The 15,510-nt window shown below is 74.2% G+C and carries 12 protein-coding genes and 1 pseudogene; 8 read left to right on the top strand and 5 right to left on the bottom strand.

Annotated features, from left to right (window positions below; translation table 11 throughout):
* Window positions 1-4: 4 nt before the first annotated feature.
* The 3 genes from OTB16_RS03045 to OTB16_RS03035 all read right to left on the bottom strand — a co-directional run bounded on the left by OTB16_RS03045 (window position 5) and on the right by OTB16_RS03035 (window position 3,383).
* A complete protein-coding gene (locus OTB16_RS03045; RefSeq protein WP_267718222.1) occupies window positions 5-940 on the bottom strand; it encodes an EamA family transporter in 936 nt (311 codons plus the stop codon).
* A gap of 44 nt (window positions 941-984) precedes the next feature.
* Window positions 985-1,803 carry an isocitrate lyase/PEP mutase family protein gene (locus OTB16_RS03040; protein ID WP_267718221.1) on the bottom strand — a complete coding sequence of 273 codons (819 nt, stop codon included), beginning with the start codon at window positions 1,801-1,803 and terminating at the stop codon, window positions 985-987.
* Window positions 1,804-2,270: 467 nt separating this feature from the next.
* Window positions 2,271-3,383, bottom strand: a complete 1,113-nt coding sequence (locus tag OTB16_RS03035) for a pyridoxal-phosphate dependent enzyme (protein WP_267718220.1) — start codon at window positions 3,381-3,383, stop codon at window positions 2,271-2,273.
* Between the two features lie 220 nt (window positions 3,384-3,603).
* Here OTB16_RS03035 and OTB16_RS03030 point away from each other — a divergent pair, with 220 nt between their 5' ends.
* From OTB16_RS03030 to OTB16_RS02995, 8 genes and pseudogenes are all read left to right on the top strand, one after another.
* Entirely contained in the window at window positions 3,604-5,178 is a 1,575-nt protein-coding gene (locus tag OTB16_RS03030) for a S8 family peptidase (protein WP_267718219.1), read from the top strand.
* Window positions 5,179-5,323: 145 nt separating this feature from the next.
* Window positions 5,324-6,502: a DUF4190 domain-containing protein gene (locus OTB16_RS03025; RefSeq protein ID WP_267718218.1), complete on the top strand. Its 1,179-nt coding sequence runs from the start codon at window positions 5,324-5,326 to the stop codon at window positions 6,500-6,502.
* 137 nt (window positions 6,503-6,639) lie between these two features.
* Window positions 6,640-7,392, top strand: a complete 753-nt coding sequence (locus OTB16_RS03020; protein ID WP_267718217.1) for a GntR family transcriptional regulator — start codon at window positions 6,640-6,642, stop codon at window positions 7,390-7,392.
* Between the two features lie 201 nt (window positions 7,393-7,593).
* Window positions 7,594-8,052: pseudogene (locus tag OTB16_RS03015) on the top strand (hypothetical protein); the annotation flags it as partial.
* Window positions 8,053-8,212: 160 nt separating this feature from the next.
* The gene (locus OTB16_RS03010) at window positions 8,213-8,398 is read left to right on the top strand and encodes an SPOR domain-containing protein (protein WP_267718216.1); all 186 of its coding nucleotides are present in this window, start codon (window positions 8,213-8,215) and stop codon (window positions 8,396-8,398) included.
* A gap of 42 nt (window positions 8,399-8,440) precedes the next feature.
* A complete protein-coding gene (locus OTB16_RS03005; protein WP_267718215.1) occupies window positions 8,441-8,935 on the top strand; it encodes a (deoxy)nucleoside triphosphate pyrophosphohydrolase in 495 nt (164 codons plus the stop codon).
* Between the two features lie 154 nt (window positions 8,936-9,089).
* Window positions 9,090-9,518: an ATP-binding protein gene (locus OTB16_RS03000; RefSeq protein ID WP_267718214.1), complete on the top strand. Its 429-nt coding sequence runs from the start codon at window positions 9,090-9,092 to the stop codon at window positions 9,516-9,518.
* 148 nt (window positions 9,519-9,666) lie between these two features.
* Entirely contained in the window at window positions 9,667-12,288 is a 2,622-nt protein-coding gene (locus OTB16_RS02995; protein WP_420717598.1) for a SpoIIE family protein phosphatase, read from the top strand.
* Between the two features lie 109 nt (window positions 12,289-12,397).
* On the opposite strand, the gene OTB16_RS02990 is transcribed toward OTB16_RS02995, so the two are convergent.
* Together OTB16_RS02990 and OTB16_RS02985 are read right to left on the bottom strand one after the other, a co-directional pair.
* Entirely contained in the window at window positions 12,398-13,117 is a 720-nt protein-coding gene (locus tag OTB16_RS02990; protein ID WP_267718213.1) for a PspA/IM30 family protein, read from the bottom strand.
* A gap of 250 nt (window positions 13,118-13,367) precedes the next feature.
* Window positions 13,368-15,476, bottom strand: coding sequence for a TPM domain-containing protein (locus tag OTB16_RS02985; RefSeq protein ID WP_420717597.1), 2,109 nt, complete (start codon window positions 15,474-15,476; stop codon window positions 13,368-13,370).
* Between the last annotated feature and the right edge of the window lie 34 nt (window positions 15,477-15,510).

Raw genomic sequence — 15,510 nt, 5'->3', positions numbered from 1 at the left:
GCGGCTACGTGCGCCGCTCCGTGCTGACGATCACGCCCACCGCCGCCACGACGACCGCGCCGCCGAGCAGGATCGGCCAGGTCAGGGCCTCGTCGAGGATGAGCGCGCCGAGGGCCACGGCCACCACCGGGTTGACGTACGCGTACGTGCCGACGAGTGACAGCGGCGCCGCCTGGAGCAGCCACGCGTACGCCGTGAAGGCGATGAGCGAGCCGAACAGGACCAGGTAGCCGAGGGCCAGCCAGGAGGCCGTCGAGAAGGCGGCCGGGTCCAGGCCGCGGTGCTCGCCGCGCAGCAGGCCGACGATCACCCCGCCGACCCCGCCCGCGGCCATCTGGTACGCGCTGCCCGTGAAGGGGTTGCCCGGCAGGCTCAGCTTCGACGCGGAGAACGAGCCCAGTGACCACAGCACCGAGGCGGCCAGCACCAGCAGGACCCCCGTCAGCCGCACCTCGCCGCTGAACCCCGGAGCCGTCAGCACGGTCAGCCCGGCGAAGCCGAGCAGCACCCCGGCCAGGGTGCGCGGCGGGGGCCGGTCCCCGCTGCCCGCCCGCAGCACCACCAGCCACATCGGTACCGCCGCCACCAGCAGCGCGGCGAGGCCGGAAGGCACGTCGGTCTCGGCGAGGACGACGAGGCCGTTGCCGCCGAGGACCAGCAGCAGCCCCACGACGACGGCCGAGCCGAGCTGGGTGCGGGTGACCCTGAGCGCGGCCGGTCCGTACCGCCAGGCGACGAGGGCGGCCAGCAGCAGCCCGGCCGTGATGAAGCGGGCGCCCGCGGAGAGGAACGGGGGCATCGTCCCGACGACGATCCGGATGCCGAGGTAGGTCGAGCCCCACAGGACGTAGACGAGGGTCAGCGCGGTCCAGACGGCACCGGTGTTCTGCCGCGGCGGGGCGCCCTCGGGCGCGTTCCGCGGCGGCGATGTGGTGGGCATGACCGGATCCTAAAGTCGTTGGCTCCCGCGGGCTTCCGGGTTTCTCAGCCCTTGAGCAGGCCGTTCAGCTCGCCGTACGGGAGGGAGTGCGCGAGCGTGCCGTAGGTGCCGCCGGAGACCAGCTCCTCGGCGGCGCGGCGGACGACGGCGTACGCGGCCTCGGCGACCCAGGAGCCGAGGCTGACGCGGGAGACGCCGAGCGCGCCGAGGGCGGCGACGGCCGGGGCGCCGGGGCCGACGAGGACGTTGAGCGGGGCGTCGATACCCCGGGCGAGCTCGGCGACCACGGACGGGTCGGTCACGCCGGGCACGAAGATGCCGGAGGCGCCCGCCCGGAGGTAGGCGGCGGCGCGGGCGAGGGTCTCGTCGAGGCGGGTGGCGGGGTCGCCGAGGCCGAACAGGAACGTGTCGATGCGGGCGTTGACGAACAGCGGGACCCCGGCGGCGTCGGCGGCGGCGCGGGCGGCGGCCAGGCGCTCGGCGTGCTCGGCGGGGGAGCGGTTGCCGTCCTCGATGTTGACGCCGACCGCGCCGGCGTCCAGGACCCCGGTGACGGTCTCGCCGACGGCGGCGGCGTCGGCGCCGAAGCCGCCCTCGATGTCGGCGGTGACGGGCACGGCGACGGCGGCGGCCACGCGGGCGATCAGGCGGAGGGCGCGGTCGCGGGACAGGGCGTCGCCGTCGGGGGAGCCGAGGGACCAGGCGACCCCGGCGCTCGTGGTGGCGACGGCGGGCGCTCCGGCGGCCTCGACGAGACGGGCGCTCGCCACGTCCCATGCGTTGGCGAGGGCGAGGGGCGCGGCGGGGGTGTGCAGGCGCGCGAAGGCGGTGGCCTGGGCGGCGAGGGCCGTGTTCGTGGTCATGGGGGCAGTCCACCAGACGGGCCGGGGCGGCGCTCGCGAGTTTCCGACATCTGGTCCGGCGGCCCGTCCCGCCCCGCCGACCGGCGGCCGTACGGGCGGCCCGCCCACCGGCACCCGGGGCCCCGGCGGTCCTGCCGGCCCCGGCGGACCGGCCGGCCCGCCTGACGGTCCTGTCGGTCCCGCCGACCCCGTACGGTGGCTGGCCGACCCGGCTGAACCCACCGGTCCCGCCGAATCCGTACGGCGGCCGGCAGGCCCGAACGCCTCAGGCCCGAACGTCTCCGGCCGAACGCGGCTGGCCCCTACGCGGCCGGCCCCTACACCTCCGGCCCGTCCGGCGGCGGGCCCCTACACCTCCGGCCCGTACGGCGGCGGGCCCCTACACCTCCGGCCCGTACGGCGGCGGGCCCGTAAGCCCCCAGCCCGTACGGCCTCCGGCCCCTACGCCTCCGTACCGCCGGCGCGTCCTACGCGGCCAGGCCCGTCTTCGCGCCCGCGCCGCACAGGGGGACCACCGCCGTGCGGCCCCGCAGGGGGTCGCCGGGGGCCGACGGGCCCACGGCCGCCCAGCAGGCCGCCGCCGTCGGCTCCACGAAGAGGCCGCGGCGGGCCAGGTCCCGCTGGGCTTCCCGCAGCCGGTCCTCCGGGACGGTCAGGAAGGTGCCGCCGGAGGCGCGTACGGCGGCCAGGATCTGGCGGGCCCTCGGCGGCGCCGGGATCGCGATGCCCTCGGCCAGGGTGGGCCGCTGGGGCACCGGGCCGGCGTCCTCGGAGCTGGCCGCGAAGGCCGCCGCCAGCGGGGCCACCGCCTCCGCCTGGACGGCGATCAGCGCCGGCGGCCGGACCCCGCGCCGGGACAGCTCCGCCACCGCGAGCGCGGCGCCGAGCAGCAGGGTCCCGTTCCCCACGGGGACGACCAGGACCTCCGGCAGACGGCCGCCGAGTTCCTCCCACACCTCGTACACGTACGTCTTCGTGCCGTGCAGGAAGTACGGGTTGAAGACGTGGCTCGCGTAGAAGACCCCCGGCCCGTCGGCGGCCTCCCGGGCCGCGGCCGCGGCGGCCTCGCGTCCGCCGGGGACCAGCCGTACGGCCGCCCCGTGCGCCCGCATCTGACCGGTCTTCTTCTCCGAGGTGCCCTCGGGCACGAAAACTTCACAATCGAGTCCGGCCCGCGCGCAATAGGCCGCCACCGAGGTCCCCGCGTTGCCGCTGCTGTCCGCCACGACCCGCTCCGGAGCCAGCCGCCGGGCCACCTCGGCGAGCATCACCGCGCCCCGGTCCTTGAACGACAGGGTCGGCATCAGGAAGTCGAGCTTGGCGTGAATCCGCTCGGCCAGCGGCACCAGCGGAGTGTGGCCCTCCGCCAGGGACACGGAGAACGCCCCCGGCAGCGGCAGCGCCGGCGCGTACCGCCACAGCGAGTTGGGGCCGGAGGCCGGATCCAGCACGGCCGCCGGATCCGGCGTGAAATCGAGGTCCCACGGGCCCGAGCAGACCGGACAGCACCAGGGGGCGGTGCGGACGTCCGCGCGGGTGCCGTCCTCGGCGCAGACGTAACCGGGGAGTGCGTGCGTCATGTGCGGAGTGCCTTTGCTCAATCATGGCCGTTGTATGGCACGGATGTTACGCGTCCGTTGTCCTCTTGTGGGAAGCGCTGACGGTAAGTCAACCTTTCCTGGGCGGCGCTCCGTTGGGCCGAATGCCTTGTCGTGAACATGACTAAGCCATGCTCGGACCCCACCCGTACGGCACCGCCCCACCCCCCGCAGCGCACCACCTATGAGGAGGACCCCTCACATGTCCGTGATGCGTCACACCCGCCGGAAGATCACCGGCATCAGCGCGATCGCCGTCGCGGCCCTCGCGCTCGGCGCGGCCGCCGCCCTCCCCGCCTCGGCGGCCGACGGCGGCGCACAGGGCGTCATCGAGAACGCCGGAGCCGCCGGGTCCGTCCCCGGCAGCTACATCGTGACCCTGAAGGACTCCGCAGCCCGCTCCACCGCCGACAGCGGCAAGGCCGTCGCCAAGCGGTACGGAGCGAAGATCGACCGGACCTACAGCGCCGCTCTCAACGGCTACTCCGTCGAGGTCTCCGAGGCGCAGGCCAGAAAACTCGCCGCCGACCCCGCCGTGAAGTCGGTCGTGCAGAACCGCACCTTCACCGTCAACGCCACCCAGCCCAACCCGCCGTCGTGGGGCCTGGACCGCATCGACCAGCGGGCCCTCCCGCTGAACCAGAGCTACACCTACCCCGACAAGGCCGGCGAGGGCGTCACCGCGTACATCATCGACACCGGGGTCCGGATCACCCACCAGGACTTCGGCGGCCGCGCCTCCTACGGCTACGACGCCATCGACAACGACAACACCGCCCAGGACGGCCACGGCCACGGGACGCACGTCGCCGGCACCGTCGGCGGCGGCGCGTACGGCGTGGCCAAGAAGGCCAAGATCGTCGGCGTCCGCGTGCTCAACAACCAGGGCTCGGGCACGACGGCCCAGGTCGTCGCCGGCATCGACTGGGTGACGCGCAACGCCGTCAAGCCGGCCGTCGCCAACATGTCGCTCGGCGGCGGCGCGGACTCCGCGCTCGACACCGCCGTACGCAACTCCATAGCCTCCGGCATCACCTACGCCGTCGCGGCGGGCAACGAGACGGCCGACGCCTCCACCAAGTCCCCGGCGCGCGTCGCCGAGGCCATCACGGTCGGCGCCACCACCAGCACCGACGCGAAGGCCAGCTACTCCAACTACGGCTCCATCCTGGACATCTTCGCGCCGGGCTCCTCGATCACCTCCACGTGGGGCACGGGCGACACCGCCACCAACAGCATCTCCGGTACCTCGATGGCCTCGCCGCACGTCGCGGGCGCGGCCGCCGTCTACCTCTCGCTGAACCCGGGCAGCACCCCCGCCCAGATCTCCGCGGGCCTCGTCGCCGCCGCCACCCCGAACGTGGTGACCAGCCCCGGCACCGGCTCCCCGAACCGCCTGCTCTACATCGGCGCCGGCACCACCCCGCCCGGCCCGGGCACGCGCTTCGAGAACCTGAACGACTACGCGATCGCCGACAACGCCACCGTCGAGTCGCCGGTCACCGTCAGCGGGATCTCCGGCAACGCCCCGGCCACGCTGAGCGTGCCGGTCGACATCAAGCACACCTACGTCGGTGACCTGAAGGTCGACCTCGTCGCCCCGGACGGCACCGTCTACAACCTGCGCAACCGCACCGGCGGCAGCGCGGACAACATCATCCAGACCTTCACCGTGAACGCCTCCTCCGAGGTTGCCAACGGCGTCTGGAAGCTCCGGGTCGCGGACCTCGCGAACGCCGACATCGGCAAGATCGACTCCTGGGCGCTCCAGTTCTGAGGAACGCCGGGGACAGCGGTGACTGAGCCGCGGTGAACAGGCAGGGGCGACCGGGGGCCGGTCGCCCCTGCTGCGTACTATTCGCGCATTCGTTCGCGTCTTCGCGCGACCGACCGCAGTCTGCCGTGATGGAGTTCCCCGCCCCGTGAGCATTCCGCCGCCCCCGCCCTCCGGACCGGGCCGTTCCTGGGTTCCGCCGTCGCCGCCGCACGTGTGGGGGCCGCCGCCGGGCCGCGGGCCGGGGCGGCCGGCGCTCAACGGGTTCGCGCTCGCCTCGCTCCTCGTCGGGCTGCTCTGCTTCCCGCCGCTCGGCATCGTCTTCGGGGTCGTGGCCCTCGTACAGATCGCGAACAGGCGCGAGCGGGGCAAGGCGCTGGCCGTCACCGGCCTCGCCGTCTCCGTGGCGATGACCGCGGTGTTCGCGCTCGCCGCGGGCCCGCTGGTGAGGGCGGTCGGCGACCGGCTGGACGCCGTCTCGGTGCCGAGCGGGGCGGAGGGCGAGCTGACGGACATGGAGGACCTGTCCGCCGGGGAGTGCTTCAACGTCCCGGGCGGGGACCTGACGGGCCGCCAGGCGCTGATGTACGCGGTGGACTGCGCGGAGCCGCACCACGCCGAGGTCACCTCGTCCGCCCCGTTCGACCTGCCCGGGTCCGAACGGGCCGGTTCGCACCAGGCGGACAGCCTGGCCCAGAAGGAGTGCTGGAAGGCCCAGGACGCTTACGCGATGGACACGTGGGCGCTGCCCCCGTACGCGGAGATGTACTACTTCCCGCCCTCGTCCCGGTCCTGGAACGAGGGCGACCGGCAGTTGCTCTGCGTGATCGGCACGACGACGCGGGAGCACAGCGGCAGCGTGCGCAAGGACCGCGGGATGCTGACCTCCGAGCAGGCCGAGTACCTGACGGCGGCCAACGCCCTCGACCTCGCCTTCGGCCGGGCCCCCGAGGAGGACGCGGCGGACGCGCTCCAGGAGCACCAGGCGTGGGCGCGCGAGGTGTACTCCGCGCTGGGGGACGAGGTCGCGGTGCTGCGGCGGCACGCGACCCGGCCCGGGATCGGCGAGGCGGCGCGGGCCCGGCTGAAGGAGGCCGAGGCCGCCCGTGCGGTCTGGCAGCGGGCCTCGCAGGCGCGGACGGCGGCGGAGTTCGACCGGCTGTGGGAGCGGGCCGACGGCGCGATGTCCGTGACGGGCGAGAAGGCGCTGCGCGGGGCCTACGGGCTGTCGACGACGGTGCCGGACTGGCTGGAGGAGGACCCCGCGGGACCCGGAGGGGGCGGCCCGGGCGGCTCCGGCGACCGGCCCTCGACGGAATCGGCCTGACGTCGTCGGCGTAACGCGCGGTAACGGGTTTGAGTGACCTGGCTTCATCACTTCGGGTGAAACTTTGGCCCTTGCTTGCGATGTACAACCGTAGGTTGCCAGGCTGTAGCTGTCTGTCAACCTGATGGGAGTGGCCAGTGACTTTCGGTGAGCAGCCGGCCTATCTGCGCGTGGCCGGGGATCTCCGACGGAAGATCGTCGACGGTTCCCTGCCCCCGCACGCCCGGCTCCCTTCGCAGGCCCGCATCCGCGAGGAGTACGGGGTCTCCGACACCGTGGCGCTGGAGGCCCGCAAGGTCCTGATGGCGGAGGGCCTCGTCGAGGGCCGGTCCGGGTCGGGCACCTACGTACGGGAGCAGCTGGTGCCGCGGCGGGTCGCGCGCTCCGGGTACCGCACGGGCGGCACCTCGACGCCGTTCCGGCAGGAGCAGGCGGAGTCGGGCGCGCGCGGCACGTGGGAGTCGCGCAGCGAACAGGAGGCCGCCCCGGCGGAGATCGCGGAACGGCTCGGCATCGAACCGGGCGAGCGGGTGATGCGGACGCGGTACGTCTACCGCGACGCGGGGGAGGCGATGATGCTGTCGACGTCCTGGGAGCCGCTCGCAGTGACCGGCCGGACCCCCGTGATGCTGCCGGAGGAAGGCCCGCTGGGCGGTTCCGGCGTGGTCGACCGGATGGCCGCGATCGACGTCGTCGTGGACAACGTGGTGGAGGAGGTCGGCGCGCGGCCCGGCCTCGCGGAGGAACTGCTCCAGCTGGGCGGGGTGCCGGGGCACGTGGTGCTGGTGATCGGGCGTACGTACTTCGCGTCCGGCCGCGCCGTGGAGACGGCGGACGTGGTGGTCCCGGCGGACCGCTACCGCCTGGCGTACCACCTGCCGGTGAGGTGAACCGGAGCGCGGGCGCGCGCCCCGTTCCCCAGCAGCGCCGACGCCGCCCGCCCGCCCGCCTGCCCGTACCGCCCGCCTGCCCGTACGTCCCGTACCGCCTGCCCGTACCGCCCGCGCCGACTTCGCCATCGGCGCCTCCATCGTCTTCGCCTACGGGTTCACCAGTGGCGCCGCCGCGATCCTGGCCGCCGCCGCGGTCACAACAAGCGGCTCGGACTCAGCCCGCCCTACATCGAGTTCAAGCGCGCCTACCTGTACGCCGTCAACCCGGCGGGTTTCGGCGCGATGGTGATCGCCTCCACCGTCTCGATCCTCGCCTTCTTCGGACTGTTCGGCACCTACGCCGAGGCCTTCTCGACCTTCATCGCGGCCGGACTCGCCCTGCTGTTGTGCCCGTTGATCGCGTGGATGACCAGGGGCAAGTACTACCTGGCCCGGCCGAACGCAGTGAACGCCGCCGGCGCCGACATCACCGCGACGCACGACTGTGCGGTCTGCGAGACGGCGTACGAGCTCCCGGACATCGCCGACTGCCCCGTCCACGCGGGACCGGTCTGCTCGCTCTGCTGCTCCCTCGACGCGACCTGCGGGGACGCCTGCCGCAAGGCGTCGCCGGGCGGTGCGGTGATCCTTCCCATGCCGTCCGTACGCCCCGTCTGAACCGGCGCGCGCGGCGTGCTCGTACGCATGGCCGGATGCGTACGCCTGGGAGGTACCTCTTCGTGAAAAACCGTATCCGCTGAGTAAGGGTCGGGCGTAGGCTCGGGCATATGCGCAATGCGGTTTCCCGGGCAGGTACGACGGCGGAGGGTGAAACGCGATGAACGACAGCGGTGCCCTGCTCCCGTGGCTGGTCATACGTCAGGACGACAACGGCAACCGCTACCGGGTGGGCCGGTACCCCACCCGGGCCGAGGCCCAGAAGGTCGCCGACAGCCTCGACAACCGAGGACACAAGCAGCTCTACTGGGTCGAGCGGATCGGTCAGACCGCCACGATGAACTGAGCGGCGTCGCAGCTGTCGCGACGCTGGCATAGGCTCCGCCCCATGACTGTACGCGTGGTCGTGGGCGGAGCCCTTTGTCATGAGGGCCGCCTGCTGGCCGCCCGTCGCAGCGCACCGCCCGAGCTGGCCGGCCGCTGGGAGCTGCCGGGCGGGAAGGCCGAGCCGGGTGAGTCCGTCCCCGAGGCACTGGTGCGCGAACTGCGCGAGGAGCTCGGCGTCGAGGCCGAGCCGCTGGAACGCATCCCGGGCGAGTGGCCGCTGAAGCCGGGCCTCGTCCTGCACGTGTGGACCGCCCGGCTGGTCTCCGGGGAGCCCGCCCCGCTGGAGGACCACGACGAGCTGCGCTGGCTGGGGCCGGACGAGCTGCACTCGGTGGACTGGCTCGACCAGGACCGCCCGGCGGTCGCGGAGGCCGGACGGAGGCTGCGCGAGGGCGCCGGCTCCGCCGCCGGGGGCATGGGGAGGGGTGCGGGCAGCGGCCGGAGCGCCGGCGAGGGCGTCGGTGGCGTCGGTGGGGGCGGTGGCGGGGGCGCATGACGCGCACGCTGTAGGCCGTCTGCGCCACTGTGCGCCGGTGGGTGGGGGACCGAGTGGTACGACGCCCGGAATATCGGGTATGTCGCTATTAATCCCTATCTCGTCCCTCTTTCGTCCCCGACGAACCGGACTGGGGTCACTGCTGGCCCGGGAAGTGATCGGCGTGATCGACACAGACGGCGAGTGCGCCGAGTGGGCCTTCCCTGCCGAGCCCGGTGCCGTCCGCACCGCCCGCCACGCCGTGCGCGGCACCCTCCGGGACTGGGGTCTGGACTCCGTCGGCGATGTGACCGTCCTGCTGGTCAGCGAGCTCGTCACCAACTCCCTGCGCTACGCGTCGGGCCCCATCGGGGTCCGCCTGGTACGGCGCAATCCGGCCGCCGAGGACTCTCCCGGCGGCCCCGCGCTGCTCGTGGAAGTTTCCGATCCGCTTCCGGATCCGCCCCGCGAGCGGGTCGCGCGCCCGGACGACGAGGGGGGCCGCGGACTGCACCTCGTCGCGGTCTCGTCACAGCGCTGGGGGACCCGTCACGGGAAGTCGGGCAAGACCGTGTGGTTCGAGTTGGCTCTTCCTGGTGAGTAACAAGGTGAAGGGTGACCGACGATCACACGACGTGGCTCAAAAGCAACGGGACCTTTTTGTGATCGTGAACGCCGTGCCGTCAGGGGCCGTGGTGCTGAATACTTCGGTCAGGCCGGTCCGGTTGCGGTGAGCTGGAGGGGACGGTCGCGTGAGCGAGATACCTGCGCAGGCACATCAGTCCGACGTGCCCGGGGAGACATGGCACGACTCCCTGTGGCACAGCAGTCCGCCTGGCTCGATATATGACTACATAAAGGTCGCATCCTTCTCGATCGGGCCCGATGGCCTCATCGACCAGTGGAGCCTGCGCGCCGAGGAACTGTTCGGGCTGACGGCGTCCCAGGCCGTGGGCCGCGATCCGGTCGACGCCTTCATGCCGGCCGACCTGCACGCGGGCGCGCACCGAAGGGTCGCCGAGATCCTCGACGGCAAGGAGTGGACGGGCCTGATCCCCTTCCGCATCCCGGGCGGGTCCGGCGCGCACGGCGTGGCCGAGATCTACGTGATGCCCACGCAGACCGAGGCGGCCGAGCGCGCCGCGCTGTGCGTCGTCGTCGACGTACGCGCGCTGCGTCGGATCGAATCCGATCTGGCGGCCTCGCAGGCGATATTCGGCCAATCTCCTTTCGGCTTCCTGCTCTTTGGTACGGACCTCACCGTGCAGCGGGCCAACCGCCGCTTCGCCACGGTCTTCGGGGGCGCCGCCGAGGAACACCGGGGCCGGACCGTGCACGACTACCTGCCGGCCCACGAGGCCGACCGGATGGCCGACGCCCTGCGCCGGGTCCTGGACAGCGGGGAGTCGGTCACCGACCTCCGGATCACCGGGGCCGCCCCCGGCAGCCGGGACAACCGCCACTGGTCCATCAACCTCTACCGGGTGCACGGCGGCACCGGCCTCCCCATCGGCGTCGCCGGCATCGGCACCGACGTCACCCGCCGCCACCTCGCCGCCCGCGAGGCCGCCGGGGTCCGGCGCAACCTCGCCCTGCTCAACGAGGCCGGCCACCGGATCGGGAACTCCCTCGACCTGGAGACCACGGCCAGGGAACTCCTGGACGTGACCGTCCCGGGCTTCTGCGACCTGGCCGCCGTCGACCTCTACCAGGGGCTGCTGCTCGGCGACGACGACCGCCCCGCACGGCCGCAGGGCCCCGGGGTGCCCTCGCTGCCCGGCCAGGGCGCCGGCCGGGTGCCGTCCGCGCCGCTGCGGCGGGTGGCCTTCGCCTCGGCCGTGTCGGACGCCCCGCTGTCGGGGCCGGGCGCGCTGGTGTCCGTAGGGGAGATCCACCGCTACCCGGCCGGGTCGCCCGGCGCGCTCGCCCTGCGCACGGCACGCCCGCGGCTCATCGAGCGCGGCGGGCCGGAGGACCTCGTCCAGTCGACGCTGATCGTGCCGATGGTCGCCCACGACACGGTGGTCGGCGTCGCCCAGTTCTCCCGTACGAAGGGCAGCGAGCCCTTCGGCGAACGCGACCGGGCGGTCGCCGTCGAGCTCGCCGCACGGGCCGCCGTCTGCATCGACAACGCCCGCCTCTACCGGCGCGAGCACGAGCGGGCGCTGATACTGCAGCGCAGCCTGCTGCCGCCCGGCGACCCGGAGGCGGCCGGCCTGGACATCGCCTGCCGGTACCTGCCGGGGAACGCGGCGACCGAGGTCGGCGGGGACTGGTTCGACGTCATCGAGCTGCCCGGCCACCGCACGGCCCTGGTCGTCGGCGACGTGATGGGCCGCGGACTGCGGGCCGCCGTCGCGATGGGCGAACTGCGCACCGCCGTACGGACCCTGGCACTGCTGGACCTCGAACCGGCGGAGGTGCTCACCGCCCTGGACGAGGTCGCCCGCGGGCTCGGCGCCCCCGGCGGCTCCCAGCAGGCCTCCCGGGCGGCCCTGCACTCGCGGGACGCGGACCGCTCCGAGGTGTACCTGGCCACCTGCGTCTACGCGGTCTACGACCCGGTCACCCGGCGCTGCACCATCGCCAACGCCGGCCACATGCCGCCCGTCCTGGTGGAGCCGCCCGACGAGGACGGCGTACCGCGGCCCGCGCTCCTGCTGGAGGTGCCGCCCGGCATGCCGCTGGGCGTGGGCGGGGAGCCCTTCGAGGAGGTGGAGGTGGAACTGCCCGAGGGGGCGCTGCTCGCCCTGTACACCGACGGGCTCGTGGAATCCCGCGACCACCCGCTGGAGGAGGGGCTGCGCGGCCTGCGGGAGGCGCTGACCGATCCGGTGCGCCCGCTGGAGGACGTCTGCGACCACGTCCTGAACACCCTCGACACCCGCCACGGGGAGGACGACATCGCGCTGCTCATGGCCCGGGTCCAGGGTCTGCCGGTGGACGCGGTCGGGGACTGGCAGCTGCCGCGCGAGGCCCGCTCGGTGGGCCGGGCGCGGGAACTGGCGCGGGCGAAACTGCCCGCGTGGGGCCTGGAAGGGCTGCTGGACACCACGGAACTGCTGGTCAGCGAGCTGGTGACGAACGCCCTGCGCTACGGCGAGGGGGAGATCCGGCTGCGGCTGCTGCTGGACCGCACCCTGGTCTGCGAGGTCTGGGACGCGAACCTGGTGCAGCCCAGGCGGCGCCGGGCCCGTGACACGGACGAGGGCGGCCGCGGCCTCCAGCTGGTCGGCCTGCTGTCGGCCGGCTGGGGCACGCGGCGTACGCACCGGGGCAAGACGGTGTGGTTCGAGCTCCCGCTCCCCGGCGCGGTGGCCGAGGCGGTCACCGAACTGTCGGCGGAGCAGCTGCTGAGCATGTACGGGGGGTAGGCCGGGCTGGGCGCGGGGGTGCGCGTACCGCCTGGCGGCGCACCCCCGAAGGCCTTCCGGCGGGGCGGGGCGCCCGGCCCCTCCGCCGGGGCCGGCGGCGCGGCGGCGGTCAGGCGGCGCGGTTCTGCTTGAGCGCGGCGAGGCGGGCCTCGATCTCCGAGGTCTTGCCGAGGTCGTCCAGGGACTCGAACTGCGCGTCCAGCGAGGACGCCGCCAGCTCCTGCTTGCCCAGCGCCATGGCCTCCTCGCGGCGGACCTTCTCCTCGAAGCGGTTCAGGTCGCTCGTCGGGTCCATGACGTCGATGTTCTTCACCGCGTCCATCATCGTGTTCTGCGCCTGCGCGGTCTTGGCCCGGGCCACCAGCTCGTCCCGCTTGGCCTGGAGCTCCGTCAGCTTGTTCCGCATGGAACCGAGGCCCGACTTGAGCTTGTCGACCACCTCCGTCTGGGCGGCGATCGTCGGCTCCGCCGTCTTCGCCTCCTTCTCCGACTGGAGCTGGCGGCCCAGGGCCACCTTCGCGAGGTTGTCGAACTTGTCGGCGTCCGCGGCCGCCCCCGACGCGCGCAGTTCGTCGGCCTTCCTGCTCGCCGCGAGGGCCTTGCCGCCCCACTCGGAGGCCGCCTCCACGTCCTCCGTGTGGTCAGCCTCCAGCATCCGCAGGTTGCCGATCGTCGTCGCGACCGCCTGCTCCGCCTCCGAGATGTTGTTCGTGTAGTCGCGGATCAGCTGGTCCAGCATCTTCTGCGGGTCCTCCGCCTGGTCCAGCAGCGCGTTGATGTTGGCCTTGGCGAGCTGGGTGACGCGGCCGAGGATGGTCTGCTTGCTCATGGCGGGTCTCTCCTGGTGGGGGATGGGGTGCGGGCCAGTGCCGGTGCCGGTGCCGGTGCGGGTGCGGGCCGGTGCCGGGTGGTGCGGGTCGTGGGTCGTGGGTCGTGGGGTGCGGGGTGCGGGTGGTGCGGGTCGTGGGTCGTGGGGTGCGGGGTGCGGGTGGTGCGGGTCGCGGGTGGTGGGGTGCGGGCGGTGCCCGGGTGTCGTCCGTGCCGGGATGCGGGGCGGTGGCCGCCGCCCCGCCGTGCGTTCAGAAGCGGCCGCCGCCGCCCATGCGGCCGCGGGTTCCGCCGCCGCCGAAGGAGCCGGGACCGCGGCCGCCGCCCCCGCTCCCGCCGAAGCCGCCCCCACCCCCGCCGCCGAAGCCGCCGCCGCCCCGGAGGAGTTCGCCGAGGATGATCCCGCCGAGTACGGCGCCGCCCCGGCCGCCGCCGGAACGTCCGCCGCCGTACGGGTCCTGGTAACCCCGTACGTCCTGCTCCGCCAGCTGCTGCGCCTGCCGCGCCAGGGAGTCCGCCTGCTGGGCCTCCGCCAGCGCGCCCGCCGGGTCGGCGGACGTCAGGGTCCCCGCCCGCTCCAGGTGCCGGGCCGCCTCCGCCAGCCGGGTGCGGGCCTGGCTGCCGACCGCGCCCCGGCTGGTGGTGACGTAGTCCGTCGCGGCGCCGATCGCGCTGCGGGCCGACAGCAGGGCCTGGTCCAGCAGGGCCACCGCGCGCTGGCGGCCCGACTCGCGCTCGCGCGCCCCGGCCAGCGCCTCGTCCAGGGCCGCGTCGGCCTCCTCGACCCGGCGCAGGGCGTCGATCGGGTCGTACCGTCCGGCCGCCTGCTCCTGCCGTACGTCGGCCAGTACCGCCTCCGCCCGGCCGATCCGGCCCCGCAGGTCCGCCGTCGAGGTGCCCTCGGCGGTGCCGGTGAGCAGCCCGCGGGCGTCCGCGAGGTCCGTATCGGCCTCGTTCAGGGCGCCCGGCAGCTTCCCGGCCGCCTCCGCCAGCTCCTGGGCCCGCCGCTCCACCGCGTCGACCAGGGTCGCCGCCTGGTCCACCGCGCCCTCTGAGGCCCGTACGTGCACGGCCGCCCGGCCGTTGTCGCCGGCGTCGACCGCGGCGTGCGCCTCGCCCAGGCTGGTCGTCGCGAACAGCAGCCGGTCCTCCGCCTGTTCCGGGTTGGAGGCGACCGGCGCCGACGCGGAGTCCGCGTACCGGCCGGCCAGCGCCGTCAGGGTGGCCACGGCCGTGGTGGTGCGCCCGGCCAGTGCCCGGAAGCGCAGTTCCACGGTGGCCAGGGCCTGCGGGGCGTTCTTCTCCAGGTCCCGCAGCCGGTCGAAGTCCGCCGATTCGGCGTCGAGGCGCCGGTTGGCCTCCGTGCACCGGGCGACGATCTCGTCGAGCATCCGGCGCCGGGTCGCTTCGTCCTCCGGGTAGGCGTCGTCCAGCTGCTGGCGCAGCCGGAAGGCGTGCGTCAGCTCGTTCTTGGCGTACTCCACGGCCGCGGTGAAGGGGGCCGCCGCCTCGTCGCCGAACTGGGCCGAGGCGAAGCCGAGTTCCTCCGTACTGGTGCGGATCGCGTCGTCGGTCCCCACCAGCAGCGCCTTGGCCCTGGAGTCCAGCTCCGGCAGCGGGAGCTGCGCCGCCCCGCCGCCCCAGCCGGTGCCCGTACCGCGCCCGGGGCCGTCGCCGCGGCGCTTGCGGCGGGTGTACGCGTACGCCCCGAGGGCGCCGGCCGCGCCGACCGCGACCACCGGGAGCACGAAGTCCCCGGCCCCGGTGTTCCCGCCCGCCCCGCCGCCGGGGTCCGCCGGACCCGGGGTGATGGCGGGTGCGGGGACGGGCAGCCCGCCGAGCACCGCGTTGTAGCCGTCGGCCGCGCCGATCGCGGCGCCCGCCCAGTCGTTCTGCCGCAGGGCGGGCTCGATGGCCGTCCGGGCGACGGTCGCGAGCTGCTCCTCGGTGAAACCGGACGCGGTGTCGGCCGAATAGGCGTACTGCCGGTCCCCGGTCGCCACGGCCAGCAGGACGTCGTTCTGGCCGAGGCCGTTCTTCTCCGCGGTGGCATCGGCCCAGCTCTGCGCGGACCGCCCGGAGAAGTCGCGGACGTAGGCCACGAAGAGCTGGACCTTCCGGTCGGCGTAGAGCGTGTCGAGGGCTGCGGTGACGGAGTCCCGCCGGTCGCCCAGGGCCCCGACGCGGTCGGTGATCTGGCCCTGCCGGGACAGGTTCACCGGATCGTCGGCCCGCGCCGGCGGCGCCCCCGCCACCCCCCAGCCGCCGCACGCGAGCAGCGCGGCGGCCAGGGCGAGCCCGGCCCGGAGCGGTATGCCGGCGGAGGTGCGTCTCTGCGTCCTGCTTCTCGGCGGAATCACAATTGGGAGGGTATGGGGGGTTTACTGCCTCCGC

Origin of the sequence: Streptomyces antarcticus, from assembly GCF_026627255.1 — a bacterium.
Lineage (GTDB): Bacteria > Actinomycetota > Actinomycetes > Streptomycetales > Streptomycetaceae > Streptomyces > Streptomyces antarcticus.
The sequence above is the reverse complement of the archived record's forward strand: the minus strand, read 5'-3'. Positions and strand labels throughout refer to the sequence as shown.

Coding starts and splice junctions, on each gene's coding strand:
- OTB16_RS03045 (WP_267718222.1), bottom strand. CDS start 940: ATGCCCACCACATCGCCGCCGCGGAACGCGCCCGAGGGCGCCCCGCCG.
- OTB16_RS03040 (WP_267718221.1), bottom strand. CDS start 1,803: ATGACCACGAACACGGCCCTCGCCGCCCAGGCCACCGCCTTCGCGCGC.
- OTB16_RS03035 (WP_267718220.1), bottom strand. CDS start 3,383: ATGACGCACGCACTCCCCGGTTACGTCTGCGCCGAGGACGGCACCCGC.
- OTB16_RS03030 (WP_267718219.1), top strand. CDS start 3,604: ATGTCCGTGATGCGTCACACCCGCCGGAAGATCACCGGCATCAGCGCG.
- OTB16_RS03010 (WP_267718216.1), top strand. CDS start 8,213: ATGAACGACAGCGGTGCCCTGCTCCCGTGGCTGGTCATACGTCAGGAC.
- OTB16_RS03005 (WP_267718215.1), top strand. CDS start 8,441: ATGACTGTACGCGTGGTCGTGGGCGGAGCCCTTTGTCATGAGGGCCGC.
- OTB16_RS02990 (WP_267718213.1), bottom strand. CDS start 13,117: ATGAGCAAGCAGACCATCCTCGGCCGCGTCACCCAGCTCGCCAAGGCC.